Raw genomic sequence first — 15,988 nt, 5'->3', positions numbered from 1 at the left:
GCTCCTGTGCAAACTCAGAAATACCCCAACAGCCGGCCAAGGATCAGCACGCTGATCCAACCTACCAGAGACATCCCGGCCCTTACCCTCACGGATGAAGGCATGCGGGCCTTCATCGGGAGGCTCCGTATATCTTCGTGCTTCAACACCCGCCCCAGAATCAATGCATTCAACACACCCAACAAGACAAGCAGGATCTTAGCCTGGAACAACGGCGACCCGGCATAATCCACGGCTGCTGTAGCAAATAACAGCGCACCGCAAACAACCGCCAACCCCAAACCAATCACCGATGTGATTCGAAGCACATCAACAAACACCATCACGGGGTAACTGCGCCAGAGCCCCAGCAAACGCAGATCCAGCGGCACAATGCCGCCTACCAGCATAGAAACCCCGAGAATATGCCCGGCGTTTACCAGCGGGTACATGAATGTGGAGTTACGCAGGGCCGATACAAAGGCGAGATTCTCGACGGGGGCCAGCGACTGCTCAATCATCCCGAAGCTCAGGAATCACGGTCGGGATACAGATCGTAGTCCTGCCCGTCGATGACAACCCGCTCCGCCTTGACCAGCCGCTCGCCTTCTTTGGCCGAGCGATGACCATGCACGGTGATTTCCCGGCCCTGGCTCAACATCTCTTTGGTAAGCCCAACACGGTCGTTACGCCAGGGCTGACCAACTTCCACAACCCAATCCTCGCCATCCACACTTATGGTGACCTCACCATGGGGATTACCCAGACGAACAGATTGGACGACACCGGTGATCTCAAATTCCTTGTCGGTTGCCCATGCCCAACCGTGATGGGCCTGCGCAGAAGAGGCAGCCAGAAAAGCGGCAAGAACAGCAAAACAGAGCAGGTAGGTAAAACGAAGCTGAAGCATATCCAATCCTCTTATCGCGGGCTTGTCAGGGCAAAAGTGAGTCGCATGCCACTAGCAAGTGCAACGTAACCCCGTTTTTGCTCAGTACTTCCGTGATGGTCTCAATGTTCGGTGGGCCGGGCGGTTCCTGCTCCTATCGGGGCATGGCGCTGAACCAGCCTGTAACGTTCGAGTCGTCAAAAGCGATGTGTGAACCCGGCCAAAAACATCTGGTCCTTATCGAAGTTTAGAACAGACAACGAAAACCACACTGCTAAAAAACCCCGCCCTGGCCACAAATTACCGCGTTGGCGGCGCCATAAACTCAGGCCCGACGGGATCATCAATACACTTGGCGAGAATGTCATCGATAGCGGCCATCGCTTCCTTATCTAGCGACCATCCCTCAATTTCATCGACCGGATCCAGCTGTTCCGGTCTTCTCGCACCCCAGAGCGCTGTGGTGACACCCGGCTGATCCACCAGCCAGCGAAGGGCCAGCGCCAGTACGCTTTTCTGGTACCGTTCGCGGGCAAACGCATCCAGTTCAGACACGGCATTCAGGTACTGACGATAGCGATCACCCTGGAACTTGGGATCGTTCTTGCGCAGGTCGTCACCGGTGAACTGGGTGTCTTCCCGCATCTTTCCGGTCAGCAAGCCGCGGCAGAGTCCGCCGTAGGTAATGGTGGCAATGTCGTTTTCGCGACAGTAGGGCAGAATCTCCTGCTCGATATCACGCTCAAACAGGTTATACGGCGGCTGCAAACTGTGAAGTGGCACATTCTTCTGAAGCTCATCCATCTGCGACGGCGTAAAGTTGCTGACACCAATGGCGCGGATTTTTCCGGCCTTGTAAAGGTTTTCCAACGCCCGAGCGGTCTCTTCCATGGGCGTCTTCGGATCCGGCCAATGAACCTGGTAAATGTCGATCCTGTCCGTCTGAAGGCGTTTCAGGGAATCCTCGACCTCCCGCTCTATGCGCGAGCCAGTGGCATCCCTCCAGACCTTGTCGTGATCATCGTTCCAGTTCAGAGCCACCTTGGTGGCCAGCGCAACCTGATCCCGCCGGCCATCGGCAAGGGCCTTGCCCACAATCTCCTCGGAGCGCCCGAAGCCGTATACCGGCGCCGTATCGATCACACCAATGCCCTTGTCGATTGCCCTGTGGATAGTGTCGATGGACTGGGCTTCGTCCGTTCCGCCCCACATCCAGCCGCCTATGGCCCAGGTACCGAGCCCGACCGGTGTTACCTGGATATCTGTATTTCCGAATATTCGCGTATCCATGCGTCCTCCCGTTGCCATGAAAGTCATTTAGATAAAATGCGGCACTGAGAGTGCCTCATACCACAGACTTGTGTGGGAGAACCTGTGAATTCAACCCCAGAGACCATCAGTAATGAAGGAGCAATTGAGGCATGCAGGGCCAAATCATCGGCGGGCAGAAGGCAGGCAATACGGTGGTCACCGACAGAGGAGTGGCAAAGCGACCGTCCCTGATCGCTTGCCATCGTAACAACGTTTTATTTCACCAGATGAGATCCGCGATATTCCATCTCGCTCTCGATCTTACCTAACCCTTTACCTTTATCGGTTCCGTTAACCGAAGAGGTGGTCATGGCGAAAGTCATTACCGAATGGGCGACGGCGTCAGACATCTCGTCGAGCGCCTGCAGGCTTATATTATCGAAGGTGTCACAGGCCAGGTGGTAGCAGGGGTCATATTGCTCACCGGCTGTACCACCATACAGAGCGGCTTCATCAGGTGTCTTGATCCCTTCCGCGCCGGTGAAAAGCCCGCCAGCCGGAATTCCGACTTCAATAAAGGGTCCGTAATCGGAGCGGCCGTCGAATGCCGTGGGCTCAACCGCTAAAGACATCGCTGCGAAATATTCCTGAAATACGCTTTCGATGTTCTTCGAGCCGTTGGGGCCTGCCAGCGGGGTATCAGAGCCGTCGCCATCGTAAACAAAACGGACAAAATTCGGTGAACCTATCATGTCGAAATTCAGATTCAGCGCAATGTCCTTGATATCTCGAGGGCTCAACTGATCAACGTAGTATTGTGCTCCGAGCAAGCCGGCTTCTTCCGCCCCCCACCAGGCAAAGCGAACCTGATTTCTCGGGCTGATTTCCTGGTTTGCCATCTGGATAGCAACCTCCAGGATGGCCGCCGAGCCGCTGCCGTTGTCCTGGATGCCAGGGCCTTCGGCGACAGAATCAAGGTGAGCGCCCACAACAACTACCCGGTCGTCCCGGCCTTCCGGCGAGTTGGCAATTACATTCGACGTGGTACGGATTTCCGAGCTGGCGTCTACCATGAGATTCACTACAACACCGCCATCGGAAAGCTCAACTCCGACCCCGAATGCGGCCCCCACCACTGGAACAGTAAAGCCAGGGCCACCGAGCGTTCCCAGAAAGTTATCTGTGCGCCCAGGCTGACCTTCATTGAAGATAATAACGCCGCTGGCACCGGCGCTCTCGGCATTCTCGGCCTTGAGGCTGAATGAACAGGAGCCTCTCTGGACCAGCGCGATGTTGCCGGGGGTGAAACCTGCGAAATCCGTTGCCTCACAGCCACTGGTGGAGGTGTTGGCTTCAGTTCCCGGTGGTAATGCCAAATCCACGGCTTCCACTTCTGCCGTTACATTACCACTGCCGGAATACGTCATGGTGGCAAAGCCATCAAGGCCAAAATACTCATAGACAGTCGGATTGGGGCTTATCTGCTCAAGAGTAGCGGGACTGTTTTCTTCAAAGAATGGATAGTCGAACGGCTGAATCGTTACGTCATACCCTGCTAAGGCCATCTGCTCAACGACATAGTCCACCGAGGCTTGATAGCCGGGCGATGAAGCTTCGCGAGTTCCTCCATTGGCATCGGCTGCTGCCTGAAAGGCAGCCTGATGATTGCGAACACCTTCAACAGTAACCGCTTCTCGAAGGGTGTAGGTATCGACGCTGGTAGCGGCGAAGACAGGTAAGCCGGTCGCTGCTGCGACCACTGCGATGGCAAGAGGTGTACGATTAAACCTGACGTTTAACATGGCATAGCTCCTTGCTGCGTTATTTTTATCTTTCCCTGGGTACCACTCGCGTCTTGCCGCAGAATCAGCTGCGACCAATAAAGCCTATCAGGTATCTTTCATTCCGCCAGTTTCGGCCGGCCGGGGCATGAAGGTAATTCATGCCTGCCCCCTCAAATGCTCAGTGATGGTGCCCACCGGGGCCATGGGCGTGACCATGGGCCAGCTCTTCCGGGCTGGCCTCGCGCACGTCAATAATTTCAATATCAAACGTCAGGGTTCTGCCGGCCATCGGATGATTGGTATCAACATCGGCAAACTTGTGGCCCACCTTGGCAACAACAACGTGGCGAGGCCCCTGGTCGGTTTTCACCTGGGCGACCATGCCCGCCTTCCAGCGCTTGGCGCCCATTAGATGCTTGATCGGCACCCGCTGAATGGCGTCCGGCTTGCGGGGCCCGTAGGCTTTATCAGGGCTGACGGTGACGCTGAATGTATCGCCCGCGTCGCGACCTTCCAGGGCTTCTTCCAGGCCCTTGATTATGCCGCCATGACCATGCAGGTAAGCGTTCGGCTGGCCGCCATGGGAGTTTTCAACAACATTGTCCTGTTCATCGCGCAGGCTGTAATGGAACAGGACGACTTGGTTTTTTTCGATGGGCATAGGTCTCTCTAAAACGGTTAACGGTAGGGCAGTATAACCAGCGGAGGCGTTGACTTCAGTATCTCCTGCGGTCAAAGCAGTTGAGGGCCCCATCGGGCGGCGGGCACGCTGATCAGAACGCACAAAATAAAACCTGCACCGGTTTTCCATTTCATGACCAGATTGACTAAACTTTAACCAGATCAAATGTACGGGGTTCGTGCCATGAATCCGTCTCCTGACTCCACAGGAAGCGCCTCCACGCGTTCTTTAGGGCGGTTTTCCAGGCACGGACTTTCCTGGCTGATGATCCTTGCCGCCCTCGTTATTTCCGTCCACCCGCTCGCCGATGAACTGGCCCACTCGCCTCAAGCACTGGATGGCCTGTCCTTCAAGAGTGCACTCGGCCCGATGGGGCAACCCGCCGATACTGACGATCTGTTGGTATTCGAAGACGGCTATTTCGTCTCTGAGGAGTGCGCTCGGCGTTGCGGTTATGCCAAGGTCGAATACTGGGTCAGGGCGCACAATGATGGCATTCAGATGCGAGCCGAAGTGCCATGTAGCAATTCGGATGCAGTCATGTATTGGCGGGGCACTGTACGGGGGAATGAAATCGAAGGCTCGTTCACCTGGGTAAACAGGCGCTGGTACTGGACCTTTGAAAAAGAGTTCAGCTTCAAAGGTCGGCTGATCGAGACCAACAATCGATGACCAGGCAAGGCCTACTGGCGGGTAAGGGCCTGGCAGGACTCGTAAAACTCGCCCTCCTCATCAGCGTCATCATCGCCGGAAACCTGTTGACGAGCGGTATCATTGATGGCCTGGAGATGGACGTCCGACCCACGAACGAGCCCCTGCTGCACCAGATCATCATGTTCTCCATGGCCGCCTACATTGTTTTGATGGCGATGCCATTCGTGCCGGGCGTCGAAATCGGGCTCGCCCTGATGATGATCCTCGGGCCTAAAATTGTGCCACTGGTCTATGCCTGCACTCTGATATCCATGTGCCTGGCTTTTCTGATCGGTCGCCTGGTCCCAGAGAGAAGTATCATCAAGTTCTTGAGAGAAATACGTCTCGTTAAAGCCGCGTCATTCCTGGAGAGCTTCAGCGGGCTATCTGCCGAGCAGCGACTGACACGCCTGTCAGACCTCTCCCCCCGGCGTTGGGTCCCGTGGCTTTTGCGGCATCGCTACCTCACCCTGATGCTTGCGATCAATCTGCCGGGCAATATGGTTCTGGGCGGGGGTGGCGGCCTTGCGCTGATGGCCGGAATGAGCCGGATATTCTCCGTTGGCCGATACCTGCTTCTGGTCGCCGTCGCAATTTCACCCATCCCGCTCGTTCTGCTGATCTTCGGCGACAAGTTTGCCAGCTGGCCGATATAAATCAGCGATCGAGTGGCTGCCCCCGTTTTCAGATTGGATACTTCAACGAAGTGGCCTTACGTTTCATTCGCCTTACGATAGGCACCCCGATAATCAAAAATCCGCTCCTGCACCTGCCAGTAGTGCTTTTGCCTGCGGGCAATGACGAAATCCGGTGCAGTCAGCGAGGCCTGACTCTCAAGCACCTCATCCGCCCTGCCGAACGCTTTCGGGGCCTGGCCATTGGCGAAACGACGCCCGAACAGTTTGTTGAACACATTGCGCGGTCCCGGCTTGCTGAGATCAAACGACTCGTTGAGTTCCTCCCCATCTTCACCGTGATAGGTGATCCTCAGTCTGGCCCCATCAGCGCCCAGCGTGAGCCCGGCACAACGGATCACCATAGCATCCTTGAGTTTCAGCGCATCTCTCAGCTGATCATCCGGGTCGATGATGGCTTTATGGCACTGGTGACAGTTGCGGGCCGCAATATCATTCTCGCCACCGCAGTGTGGGCACTCCTTGAAACGGAAACGGTAATCGCACTGTTCAGGACGGCCGTTCTGCACGGCCGGCTCCAGCAGCCCCTGACAACGGCGGCCGTAGTGCTCGATCACACGGCCGTCATCGTCTGTTTTGCCCCAGAAGATATTGGCAAACCCGCAGCCCGGGCAGAACACCTGCACCGGCTCACTATCAGGGTTCGGTTTCGGCTCCCCCACCTCGGGGTGATGCAGGTTTACATGGTTGCCGGCGTAATCAATTACCAGGCAATCCTGCTTGCCTTCGTCCAGACGAAGACCACGGCCCACAATCTGCTGATACAGGCTCACGGACTGGGTAGGACGGAGAATGGCGATAACGTCCACATGGGGCGCGTCAAAACCCGTGGTGAGCACGGACACATTCACCAGATACTTTAACTGGCGCTGCTTGAAGCGCTGAATCAGCAAGTCCCGATCCTTCAGATCGGTCGCGCCGGTCACCAGGGCCGTTTCGTGTTCCGGCAGGTAGCCGGTAATCTCCCGCGCATGCTCCACCGTGGCCGCAAAGATCATCACCCCCAGGCGTTCAGCGGCCAGCTCCATCACCTGCTCAATGATGGCACGGGTCACCCGCTTGTGTTTGCTCAGCAGCTGGTTGACATCCTTTTCGGCGTATTCGCCAAAGCGGTCCTGAGACAGCGCGGAGAAGTCGTATTGCGCCACCGCCGCGTTCACCAGATCAGGCCGGGTGAGATACCCCCGGTTGATCATGTAGCTCAACGGCAGTTCATAAATGCAATGCTGAAAGGGCTTATCCTCCTCACTACGAACAAAGCCCCGGTAGTGATAGCGATAGATCCAGCCCATGGCCAGACGGTAGGGAGTGGCGGTTAGCCCGAGTACTTTGAGGGCGTCGTTCTGTTGCCGCAGCAGCTCGATAATCCGTTGATACTGACTGGTTTCCTCACCGCTGACCCGATGGCACTCATCGATGATGACCAGCGAGTATTCACCCCGGAACTGATCCAGATTCGCCGATACCGACTGCACACTGGCAAAGGTCACCTGATACCGGTTTTCCTTGCGTTTCAGCCCGGCGGAGAAGATACCGCCCTCTAACCCATAGCTCTGATATTTGGCGTGATTCTGCTCCACCAGCTCTTTGACGTGGGTCAGCACCAGAATCTTGCGCCGGGCGAGGCGGGCCAGCTCGGCAATAACCAGGCTTTTACCCGCACCGGTTGGCAGCACGATAACGGCAGACTCATCGGATTTTCGGAAATGATTCAGCGTGGCGTCGACAGCTTCCTGCTGGTAAGGCCGCAGTTTGAAAGGCGCATTCATTCGTAGTGCGTAGTCGTTATCAGGAGGACAAGGCGGTCATACTAGCAAATGCAATTGCCGTTGCCTTCGAGACATCAATAAATCTGTCCCGGTTTTTGACCGCCCCACTCCAAAGTGCCCCTAGGACGGCAGCCCAGCCAGCACCCCGCCTTTTTGCAATAACGCCATCTCGGCGCGACTGGCAAAGCAGGCGATCTCTCTCTGGCCCAGAGTCGGCCGGATACGACGGGCATCGCTCAAGGCATCGACTGCCCCCGGGATGTTCCCCTCGTGAATATGGGCAATGGCCAGTACAACTCGGGGCAGGAAAATCCGGTCATCACAACGGCAGGCATCGCTGGCTGTCCGAATGGCGTTGTCAATCTGGCCGAAATTGAGCATCCCCCGGGCAAGCAACGCGCCCCACGCCGAGCGACGATTATCTCGCGGGCTGATCTTCATACCCTGGAGCATGAAGTCGATGCCCTGAACATCGCCCTGGCGAATCATGGCGGCCCCAAGCGCAGTCATCGCCTGGGCATTGCTTGGGTCCAGTTCCACTGCACGACGTAACATGCCAACGCCCCGTTGCAGGTCCCCCATATCGGCAAACGCACAGCCGGCATAGCCCAGAACATCGGTATCCTGACCGTCCAGAGCCACGGCTTTTTCAGCTGACTGGGTGGCTTCAAAGAGCCACTCCTGCCCACGAATGAGCCCCACCAGATGGCCAATGGCGATAATCAAAGCCAGATAGGCGTGGGCAAACGCAAGTTCCGGATCCCGCTGGATCGCTTGTCGCAGAAGGTTGGCAGCTTCGATGAAGCTTTCCTCACTCCAGCCTTTCTGGCCAAGAATGGCGTGGCCCTGGCGATACAGTGCCCAGGCACCCAGATCCACCGTACGTCGTTTTCGGAGCTGGATTAGCTCAGCCCGATTGAGTTGGGGCTCAATCCGGCTCACGATCTCGCGTACCACCTCCTCTTCGAGCACGTTCAGGCTGTCTACCGGGATCAGTTTCCGGTCTGACCAGAGCATGTTGCCGCTCGCCGCGTCCAGCAGCTGGACCCCGACTCGCAAGTTGTCCCCCATGGGCCACACCGAACCTTCGATGACGTAGTCCACACCCAGCTCTCTTGCGATGTGCTGAATGCTCACTTCCCGCTGACGATACTGAGAGGCGGTATTGCGAGACAGCACCAGAAAGCCGGGGATCCGGGCCAGGTGAATACTGATGTCTTCACAGAGCACCTCCGCAACCCAGGCAGTCTGATCAACGCCCACGCCGTGCGAGAACGGAAGCACCGCCAGCACGGGCTGCTCTTTCTCCCGTTCATTGCGGGACGAAAACAGGCCGGCGGCGGCCAGCACCTGATGCGCCTCGGCAGCGCTCTGCTGCATGACATCCGCCCCAGGAACCTCGGCCAGCGGCTCAGACGCATCAATGTCGGCCACAAAGCGATAACCCCGACGATTGAACGTGGCAATGAGGCCCTGCGTCTGCCCGCTATCCCCCAAGGCGTGGCGTGCGGCTTTAATGGCACTGCTCAAGGCAGACTCGCTGACAACCTTGCCCGACCACAGCTGGTCCAGCAGTTCCGCCCGGCTCACGATACGGTCGCGGTGAGTCACCAGATAGGTCAGCAAATCGAAGACAAGCGGCTCCAGAGGCTGGACTGCGCCGGCGCGACGCAGCTGGAGCTGATGGGTGTCCAACTGAAAATCAGAAAACCTGAAAATCATGGATCTGTTCCGCTATGACTAGCTGATTCCTAAATTAGCAGACAACACCTCCAGATTCTCCACATATTCTTCACACCTTCCCCAAGTATGGCCGGGGGCAACCTCGTAGACTGATCTCAAGTTGTTGTACCGCCCTCCCATCAAGGGAGGCTTTCAACCACACAAAGGAGAACAACCATGCCATTAGTCACTATCAACCTGATTGCGAACGTATTCGACAAAAAACAGAAGCAGGAGATGATCGCGAAAGTCACCGACGCCATGGTGGGTATTGAAGGGGAAGCGATGAGAGGTCTGACCTGGGTAGTCATTAACGAAGTCAGCGAGGGGGAGTGGGGAATCGGCGGAAAACCCCTCAGCAGCGAAGACGTCCACAAAATCCAGGCCTCTGCTGCCTGAAATCAAGAGGGGCCGGTCACTCGACCGGCCCCTCTTGTAGCCCAGGACCTGCTGGCTTTGGGACACATTTTTCTGAGGGTGTCTGCGATCGGTGAGTTGAGGCTAACTCAGCTTTCCCAGGTAATCGAAAACCGCGGCAAAATCATCCCGTCCGTGACCGGCGCTGTTGGCCTGGCCAAAAACGGATTTCGCAAGACCCGCAAGGAACAGCGGCTGGCGCTCCTCGTAGGCGGTCAAATCCAGCAAGTGCAGATCCTTGAGCATCAGCTCCAGCGGAAACTGGGCCTCATAATTGCCCTCTTTGATTAACTCTGCCTTGCCCTTGAGGAAAGGCGCGGTCACCGGCAGGTTCGGCAAGGTATCCATCAGAAAATCCCGACTGAAGCCCAGCTTTTCGCCCAGCAGAGCGGTCTCTGAATACACCAGCATGCTCTGGGCGAGCAAGGCGTTCACCAACATCTTGAACGCACTTCCCTGGCCAGCAGGACCGACATGGAGAATCTTCTGGCCCATGTGCTCAAGCAATGGCCGAACCTGCTTCAGGTCGTCAGATTCACCGCCGAGCAGGAACGTCAGCTCCCCGCTTTCCGCCGGCATTTTCGTCCCTGCCACGGGTGCATCCAGATACCGCAAACCGTGGGCACGAGCCCGGCCGTTACATTCACGGGTGTAGGACGGATTCACCGTGGAGCAATTCACCCACAAGGCGCCCTCCTCCATCGCATCGATGAAGCCCTCATCGCCGAACGCAACCTTTTCCACCACTTCCGGCGCACTGAGCATGGTAAATACAACATCCGCACCCGCCACGGCTGCCCGCGCCGAGTCAGCGGCGTTTGCGCCAGCCCTCTCCAAAGCGGTCGTAGCCTCTGAAGACCGGTTGAAGACCGTGAGTGAAATGCCATCGTCCTTGAGCAGGTTTTTGGCCATGCGGCTGCCCATGATGCCGAGACCGATAAACGCGACGTTCATGCAATCCTCCCCTTTCGTTTTCGGTAAGTGTAGTTCAGCCCAAAAAACAAACCTGTCCCGAATTACGGGAAGACACGGGACAAAGTTATATTCGCAATATTCAAAACTTTGCTATGCAGGGCCTCTTAAATAGCGTACCGTGAGTCTCGTTGGAAAGATTTAGCAAAGCATTTCACGAATAAGACCTCTTGTGTTACCACACCTTTTGTCCTGTTTTTGATCCTGCACGTTTTCTTGTTTCCCGCATATCGCTGATCAAAGATCACAACGATACTTTGGCGGCACCTTATTGATTAATATCAGGATAATATTTATGTCTACAATTACCGGTAACGTTAAGTTCTTCAACGAAGCAAAAGGTTTTGGCTTTATCACTCGTGAAGGCGGCGCAGACGTCTTTGTTCATTACAGCAATATTCAGGGTGGCGGTTTCAAAACTCTGGCCGAAGGCCAGGAAGTTGAGTTCACCGTGACTCAAGGCCAGAAAGGCCCGCAGGCAGAGAACGTTATTGGTCTGTAAATAACAGCCAATACGTGATCAAAAAAGGCAGCCCTCGGGCTGCCTTTTTTATTGAAAACCAGTTCAGTACGGCGTATGTATCCGACTTCTTCATCGTCTTCCTCAATGCCTCTTCCTCCGCATCATCCTCTTCTTGTTTCAACCTGCTCGATATCCCACGTGACCGGCTCGATGCATTCACAGATGGCCTCCCGCCAGTTGCAGCTCCGAACACGCTGACACGTTGAAGCTGTGCTGAACCATCGGGGTTTTCAAGTTCGGAACGGGAAACCCGAAAATAGGTGACCAATGGTTATTTACAGATCCCGATCACCCGGGTACATTAAGTGACCAAGGTTCACTTAAATGGAGAGAGTCATGTCATACGTGGTTATCACCGGCGCCAGTGCCGGCATTGGCGAGTGCTTCGCCCGGGCGCTGGCAGCTGAAAAGCAGAATCTGATTCTGGTGGCCCGCCGGGAAGAGCGCTTGAATACCCTGGCCACAGAGCTGAAGCAGCAGCATGGGATCGAGGCCATTGTCCTGAAAGCCGACCTGGCGAATGAGGCTGGCGCAGAAGCACTGGCACGGCAAATCAACGACGGCGGTTGGGCACTGTCTGGCCTGATCAACAACGCTGGATTTGGCGACCGCGGCGCCTTTGCCGATCTGGGGCTTGAACGTCAGCTGTCGATGATTCAGGTGAACATTACCTCATTGGTCTCCCTGACCTGGCAACTGCTGCCCTCGCTGCGCAAGCAGCCGGGGAGTTTTGTGATTAATGTGGCGTCCACCGCGGCGTTTCAGGCCGGGCCCAATATGGCCATCTACTATGCCACCAAGGCCTTCGTACTGTCCTTCTCCGAGGCATTGCATGAAGAACTGAGGGGGGCAGGTGTTTCGGTGAGTACGCTGTGCCCGGGAGCTACCGATTCTGAGTTTGCGACGGAAGCGCACATGACCGACACCAAACTGTTCAAAGCCGGCACCATGACGGCCGAAGCGGTGGTAAAGAAATCCCTGGCCCAGCGCAGAAAAGCGATTGTGATTCCAGGGCTGCGTAACCTGCTGATGGTCTGGTCTGGTAAACTCTCGCCCCGGGCCGTGACAAGACGGCTTGCCGGCTGGCTGCAGGCCTGATGTTGACCAACGAGCGAGTACTTTGAGGTGGTTTTGAAGCACAGATTATGCAGCGGTAAACAGCGCGCCCGGTCCGAGTCTGATAAAGCGCTACGGGAACAACAGATACTCGATGCGGCGGAAAGCCTGTTTCTGAATCATCGATTCCACGGCCTGACTCTGGCAGATGTGGCCCGTGAGACCGGACTTACCAAGGCCGCGCTGTATCGTTATTTCCGCAGCAAGGAGTTGTTATTCATTGCAGTTTACCGCCGTGCGATGTCGGACTGGGTTGCAGACGTTGAAGCGATTGGCCCAGACGGCTTCCCTGAACAGTTCGTTGACCGCATTCTGGCTCATCCCGTGTTCTGCGGCCTGACCGCCATCCTCCACATTGCCCTGGAAACTGGTCTGAGCGAGGAGGAGGCCCGGGAATTCAAACTGTTTCTGCTGGCCCAGACCCGCCGTCTGACGGCCGTCTTCGCTGCAGCGACAGGCCAGGAGGAAGCCGCCTGTTTTCGGTATCTGATGCAGTGCCAGCAGGCGTTGATTGGCTGCTGGCATATGTCCCACCCGCCGGAGCCGGCCCGCAAAGCCATGCAGGCGGAACCGTTGACAGTGTTTCAGGTGGAGTTCTCGGACACACTGGGAAACCACCTGAGTGTTCTGACCGAAGCGTTTATTCGGCAGTAGAGTCAGTGTCTTGCCCTACTCACCGCCTCCGATTTTGTGGCTACGGAAAGTGGCAAAGCAGCTTCTGCACATCTTTTTATGAGCTGCAGGTTTCAGGGCGCGAAACAAAACCACCTCATTTGTGTCCATAGAGCGGGAGCAAACATCAACGATTCAGCATGCGCCAATATCGCCAGCACAGCATGGGGTGTTTTGTGGCAACAAGGCTGCACCAGGGTTCTCGGTTGAAGAACCAAATCCTTCGGGGGACACCGACATGAACAGACGACTGGTATTCATCACCTTCGCACTCTTCTTTACCGCCACCACCTGGGCTTCCGAACCAGCCGTCTACACTGGCCTGCTGAGCAACACAGGAGCAGGCGGCTACGACACAGTCAGCTACTTCGAAACGGGAAAACCAGCCAAAGGCTCGCGCGAATACACCACAGAGCACCTCGGCGTAACCTGGCGATTCGAAAGTGCAGAGAACCTGACGCGCTTCGAAGCCAATCCTGAACGCTACTTGCCTGCCTACGGCGGCTACTGCGCCTGGGCGGTCGCCCAGGGCTACCTCGCCAAAGGCGACCCTCAACACTGGGCCATCCGCGATGGCCGTCTGTATCTTAACTACAATGAGTCTGTCCAGGATCGATGGCTGAAGGACACAGAGGGATTCATTCGGCAGGCAGACGTGAACTGGCCAAAGGTTCTGGAATGACGAAAAGAATTGGTCTCGGTTTATTCTCAAACACACCGGGGTTGATCGCCTGCCGGCGGTCTACCCCGACGGAAATACCGTACCATTCAGTAAGCACTTTAAATCGGGAACGGGCTGTCTTATGGAATACGAACACGCTATCGTGAAATTTGAAGGCGACGTTGCCATCCTGCTCTGCAACGGCTGTGGTATCAAAATCACAGAGGGCACCAGTCACGAGGACCGTGAGCATTACTGTACGATGTGCATGAGCGGGAATTGCAAAGCCAAATTCAAAAAAGGGAACTGAAACCACCGCATCAAGGCGGTTTCAGCGGGCAATCAGGTGTCATCGGCAATGAATGAAACAACCGACGATAAACCAGCGTCAGCGCCAACGCCCGCAAAGAAGGGCTTCAATGGCTTGCATGTCTTTGGCATTGTCCTGCTTACCATCGTTGCCACTGTCGGCATAGGTTACTGGTGGTTAAGCCACTATGTGTTCCCAGACAACTTCGAACCCGTAACCCTGAATGCCAGTGAACAGGATTCACTTAACAACAAGCTGAATACTCTGGGCATTGATACCCAAGGCCGTGAATCTGGCGGCCCCCTGCAGCCGGAGCCCTACAGTGAGGAAGGGGCCAGCCGGGAGGTACGCTTTAGCGAGCGGGAACTCAACGGCATGCTGGCCAACAACACCGATCTGGCCCAAAGACTTGCCGTCGATCTTTCGGACAATCTTCTGAGTGCACTGCTTCTCGTGCCTCTTGAAGAAGACTTCCCCGTACTCGGAGGCAGAACCCTACGAGTAAATGCCGGAGTAGAACTCTCTTTTGCCAACGGTCGCCCCCTGGTTAAGTTAAAGGGTGTGAGCCTGATGGGCGTCCCCATCCCGAATGCCTGGCTGGGCAACCTCAAGAATGTGGACCTGGTTAACGAGTTCGGCGCCAACCCCGGCTTCTGGCAATCCTTTGCAGCCGGCGTGGATTATATCCAGGTCGAAGATGGGCGGTTGCTCGTTCGACTCAAGGAATAGCGTCTGACGTATTTCGTGGCCAACTCAGAAGCAGATCGTATCCCCCGATTCACTTCTGTGTCATAAGCCCATAAGGCCGCTCCAGGGCAGCACGCAAATCGCCAATAGAAAACACCCTGGCGAATTCCGCGAATCGTTGCCCATTGAACCACAGCTGAACAACCGGCAGAGAAAAGATACCGCGAGCTGCACATAACGGGCCGGCGGCTTCCTGGCAATCGATGTAAGCGGTCACCAGCTTCGGGAATTCCTCGCTGGCCAGCGTCTCTAACCGCGGCTTGATGGCCTGACAGACACCGCAGTTCGCGCCCCCATACAAAAGCAGCACCGCCGGGCTGGACTGGAGCAATGCCGATAAGGCCTCTTCTGAGCAGACTTTGTGCACCGTTAAATCCTGATAAGCATGACCGGTTTAATCTCCAGCGCCTGCCGGGCAAACTCCGCATCCGGCCACAGCAACAACCACCCGAGAACCGCAAGATTCAGAATCACATAAAACCAGAACGACACCTGAAACGAAGCCTTGCGGGTTTTATGCCGAAAAAATTGCTGGCCCACCAGCGCACCCGGCCAGCCACACAGCAGTTCAAAAAGGTGCAGCCGCCCCTCCGGCACGCGTCGGTTACCGCTTTCGGCGGCCCCTTTGTCGATTGCGTACATCAAGAAGGTAACCAGGCTCATCACCCCATAAGCCACGGGCAAAAGAACCGGAACATAGCCCTGAAGATACAATGTTGAGACCGCACCTCCGACTGCAGCTGCAATCAACAGGGCAACCCAGACTCCGGGCGCGACCGCTGCACGGTGCCGCGCCACGCCGGCGTACTGGAAACTGGCCGCCCTCAACCGCCCTTTCTCGTCTTTGGTCGGCGCGTAAACCACCTTGCGGCTGGCCGAAGGCCGGCCCCGCCCCTGATAGGCGCTGATATGGGCAAACAGACGCTCCCCGCCGTTTTCCGGTGTGATGAAGCCGAAACCCTTGGCGTCGTTCCATGAGGTGAGTGAGCCTTTTTGATTCACTTGCGGTTCCCTTAGATCGGTTTTTCCCCGGCACCTGGCAGAAAGAGGCCGCAAACCTGACCAGCAATCCGGTAGAGCACCCTCGATAGATTTCACGAAATTTT

The 15,988-nt window shown here is 56.2% G+C and carries 18 protein-coding genes; 8 read left to right on the top strand and 10 right to left on the bottom strand.

What is annotated here, in order from left to right:
* Positions 1–14: 14 nt before the first annotated feature.
* The 5 genes from FMN52_RS13965 to FMN52_RS13945 all read right to left on the bottom strand — a co-directional run bounded on the left by FMN52_RS13965 (position 15) and on the right by FMN52_RS13945 (position 4,564).
* Positions 15–500 (bottom strand): hypothetical protein, encoded by a 486-nt coding sequence (locus tag FMN52_RS13965; RefSeq protein ID WP_148609191.1) that lies wholly within the window; start codon positions 498–500, stop codon positions 15–17.
* 8 nt (positions 501–508) lie between these two features.
* A complete protein-coding gene (locus tag FMN52_RS13960) occupies positions 509–889 on the bottom strand; it encodes a DUF6152 family protein (protein ID WP_148609190.1) in 381 nt (126 codons plus the stop codon).
* 279 nt (positions 890–1,168) lie between these two features.
* Positions 1,169–2,158 carry an aldo/keto reductase gene (locus FMN52_RS13955; RefSeq protein ID WP_148609189.1) on the bottom strand — a complete coding sequence of 330 codons (990 nt, stop codon included), beginning with the start codon at positions 2,156–2,158 and terminating at the stop codon, positions 1,169–1,171.
* 236 nt (positions 2,159–2,394) lie between these two features.
* Positions 2,395–3,921, bottom strand: a complete 1,527-nt coding sequence (locus FMN52_RS13950; RefSeq protein WP_148609188.1) for a M28 family metallopeptidase — start codon at positions 3,919–3,921, stop codon at positions 2,395–2,397.
* Between the two features lie 160 nt (positions 3,922–4,081).
* Complete coding sequence (locus FMN52_RS13945; RefSeq protein ID WP_148609187.1) at positions 4,082–4,564, bottom strand: peptidylprolyl isomerase; 483 nt, start codon at positions 4,562–4,564, stop codon at positions 4,082–4,084.
* A gap of 285 nt (positions 4,565–4,849) precedes the next feature.
* On the opposite strand from FMN52_RS13945, the gene FMN52_RS13940 reads away from it, so the two are divergent.
* A complete protein-coding gene (locus FMN52_RS13940; RefSeq protein ID WP_148609186.1) occupies positions 4,850–5,257 on the top strand; it encodes a hypothetical protein in 408 nt (135 codons plus the stop codon).
* A complete protein-coding gene (locus tag FMN52_RS13935; protein WP_148609185.1) occupies positions 5,254–5,934 on the top strand; it encodes a hypothetical protein in 681 nt (226 codons plus the stop codon). The genes FMN52_RS13940 and FMN52_RS13935 overlap by 4 nt, the downstream gene beginning before the upstream one ends.
* Positions 5,935–5,990: 56 nt before the next feature.
* On the opposite strand, the gene FMN52_RS13930 is transcribed toward FMN52_RS13935, so the two are convergent.
* Together FMN52_RS13930 and FMN52_RS13925 are read right to left on the bottom strand one after the other, a co-directional pair.
* Entirely contained in the window at positions 5,991–7,742 is a 1,752-nt protein-coding gene (locus FMN52_RS13930) for a DEAD/DEAH box helicase (RefSeq protein ID WP_148609184.1), read from the bottom strand.
* Positions 7,743–7,862: 120 nt separating this feature from the next.
* Positions 7,863–9,464 carry a winged helix-turn-helix domain-containing protein gene (locus FMN52_RS13925; protein ID WP_148609183.1) on the bottom strand — a complete coding sequence of 534 codons (1,602 nt, stop codon included), beginning with the start codon at positions 9,462–9,464 and terminating at the stop codon, positions 7,863–7,865.
* A gap of 177 nt (positions 9,465–9,641) precedes the next feature.
* Here FMN52_RS13925 and FMN52_RS13920 point away from each other — a divergent pair, with 177 nt between their 5' ends.
* Entirely contained in the window at positions 9,642–9,863 is a 222-nt protein-coding gene (locus tag FMN52_RS13920) for a tautomerase family protein (RefSeq protein ID WP_148609182.1), read from the top strand.
* A 102-nt stretch (positions 9,864–9,965) separates the two neighbouring features.
* Here the strand turns inward: FMN52_RS13920 and FMN52_RS13915 are convergent, their stop codons facing one another.
* Complete coding sequence (locus tag FMN52_RS13915; RefSeq protein ID WP_148609181.1) at positions 9,966–10,835, bottom strand: NAD(P)-dependent oxidoreductase; 870 nt, start codon at positions 10,833–10,835, stop codon at positions 9,966–9,968.
* A 313-nt stretch (positions 10,836–11,148) separates the two neighbouring features.
* Here FMN52_RS13915 and FMN52_RS13910 point away from each other — a divergent pair, with 313 nt between their 5' ends.
* The 5 genes from FMN52_RS13910 to FMN52_RS13890 all read left to right on the top strand — a co-directional run bounded on the left by FMN52_RS13910 (position 11,149) and on the right by FMN52_RS13890 (position 14,864).
* A complete protein-coding gene (locus tag FMN52_RS13910; protein ID WP_008172483.1) occupies positions 11,149–11,355 on the top strand; it encodes a cold-shock protein in 207 nt (68 codons plus the stop codon).
* Positions 11,356–11,712: 357 nt separating this feature from the next.
* The gene (locus FMN52_RS13905) at positions 11,713–12,474 is read left to right on the top strand and encodes an SDR family oxidoreductase (protein WP_148609180.1); all 762 of its coding nucleotides are present in this window, start codon (positions 11,713–11,715) and stop codon (positions 12,472–12,474) included.
* 27 nt (positions 12,475–12,501) lie between these two features.
* Complete coding sequence (locus FMN52_RS13900) at positions 12,502–13,146, top strand: TetR family transcriptional regulator (protein ID WP_148609179.1); 645 nt, start codon at positions 12,502–12,504, stop codon at positions 13,144–13,146.
* Between the two features lie 256 nt (positions 13,147–13,402).
* Entirely contained in the window at positions 13,403–13,846 is a 444-nt protein-coding gene (locus FMN52_RS13895) for a YHS domain-containing (seleno)protein (RefSeq protein ID WP_148609178.1), read from the top strand.
* Positions 13,847–14,183: 337 nt separating this feature from the next.
* Positions 14,184–14,864: an arginine N-succinyltransferase gene (locus tag FMN52_RS13890; RefSeq protein WP_148609177.1), complete on the top strand. Its 681-nt coding sequence runs from the start codon at positions 14,184–14,186 to the stop codon at positions 14,862–14,864.
* Positions 14,865–14,913: 49 nt separating this feature from the next.
* Here FMN52_RS13890 and FMN52_RS13885 read toward each other — a convergent pair whose 3' ends face one another.
* Together FMN52_RS13885 and FMN52_RS13880 are read right to left on the bottom strand one after the other, a co-directional pair.
* Positions 14,914–15,249, bottom strand: a complete 336-nt coding sequence (locus FMN52_RS13885; protein ID WP_148609176.1) for a thioredoxin family protein — start codon at positions 15,247–15,249, stop codon at positions 14,914–14,916.
* A 2-nt stretch (positions 15,250–15,251) separates the two neighbouring features.
* On the bottom strand, positions 15,252–15,884 hold the full coding sequence (locus tag FMN52_RS13880; protein ID WP_148609175.1) for a cold shock and DUF1294 domain-containing protein: 633 nt from the start codon (positions 15,882–15,884) through the stop codon (positions 15,252–15,254).
* Between the last annotated feature and the right edge of the window lie 104 nt (positions 15,885–15,988).

The sequence above is a fragment of the Marinobacter sp. BW6 genome (assembly GCF_008107725.1).
GTDB lineage: Bacteria > Pseudomonadota > Gammaproteobacteria > Pseudomonadales > Oleiphilaceae > Marinobacter.
The sequence above is the reverse complement of the archived record's forward strand: the minus strand, read 5'-3'. Positions and strand labels throughout refer to the sequence as shown.

What these genes read in the sequence shown, in the direction of transcription:
- FMN52_RS13965 (WP_148609191.1), bottom strand. Translation starts at nt 500, where the DNA reads ATGATTGAGCAGTCGCTGGCCCCCGTCGAGAATCTCGCCTTTGTATCG.
- FMN52_RS13960 (WP_148609190.1), bottom strand. Translation starts at nt 889, where the DNA reads ATGCTTCAGCTTCGTTTTACCTACCTGCTCTGTTTTGCTGTTCTTGCC.
- FMN52_RS13955 (WP_148609189.1), bottom strand. Translation starts at nt 2,158, where the DNA reads ATGGATACGCGAATATTCGGAAATACAGATATCCAGGTAACACCGGTC.
- FMN52_RS13950 (WP_148609188.1), bottom strand. Translation starts at nt 3,921, where the DNA reads ATGTTAAACGTCAGGTTTAATCGTACACCTCTTGCCATCGCAGTGGTC.
- FMN52_RS13945 (WP_148609187.1), bottom strand. Translation starts at nt 4,564, where the DNA reads ATGCCCATCGAAAAAAACCAAGTCGTCCTGTTCCATTACAGCCTGCGC.
- FMN52_RS13940 (WP_148609186.1), top strand. Translation starts at nt 4,850, where the DNA reads ATGATCCTTGCCGCCCTCGTTATTTCCGTCCACCCGCTCGCCGATGAA.
- FMN52_RS13935 (WP_148609185.1), top strand. Translation starts at nt 5,254, where the DNA reads ATGACCAGGCAAGGCCTACTGGCGGGTAAGGGCCTGGCAGGACTCGTA.
- FMN52_RS13930 (WP_148609184.1), bottom strand. Translation starts at nt 7,742, where the DNA reads ATGAATGCGCCTTTCAAACTGCGGCCTTACCAGCAGGAAGCTGTCGAC.
- FMN52_RS13925 (WP_148609183.1), bottom strand. Translation starts at nt 9,464, where the DNA reads ATGATTTTCAGGTTTTCTGATTTTCAGTTGGACACCCATCAGCTCCAG.
- FMN52_RS13920 (WP_148609182.1), top strand. Translation starts at nt 9,642, where the DNA reads ATGCCATTAGTCACTATCAACCTGATTGCGAACGTATTCGACAAAAAA.
- FMN52_RS13915 (WP_148609181.1), bottom strand. Translation starts at nt 10,835, where the DNA reads ATGAACGTCGCGTTTATCGGTCTCGGCATCATGGGCAGCCGCATGGCC.
- FMN52_RS13910 (WP_008172483.1), top strand. Translation starts at nt 11,149, where the DNA reads ATGTCTACAATTACCGGTAACGTTAAGTTCTTCAACGAAGCAAAAGGT.
- FMN52_RS13905 (WP_148609180.1), top strand. Translation starts at nt 11,713, where the DNA reads ATGTCATACGTGGTTATCACCGGCGCCAGTGCCGGCATTGGCGAGTGC.
- FMN52_RS13895 (WP_148609178.1), top strand. Translation starts at nt 13,403, where the DNA reads ATGAACAGACGACTGGTATTCATCACCTTCGCACTCTTCTTTACCGCC.
- FMN52_RS13890 (WP_148609177.1), top strand. Translation starts at nt 14,184, where the DNA reads ATGAATGAAACAACCGACGATAAACCAGCGTCAGCGCCAACGCCCGCA.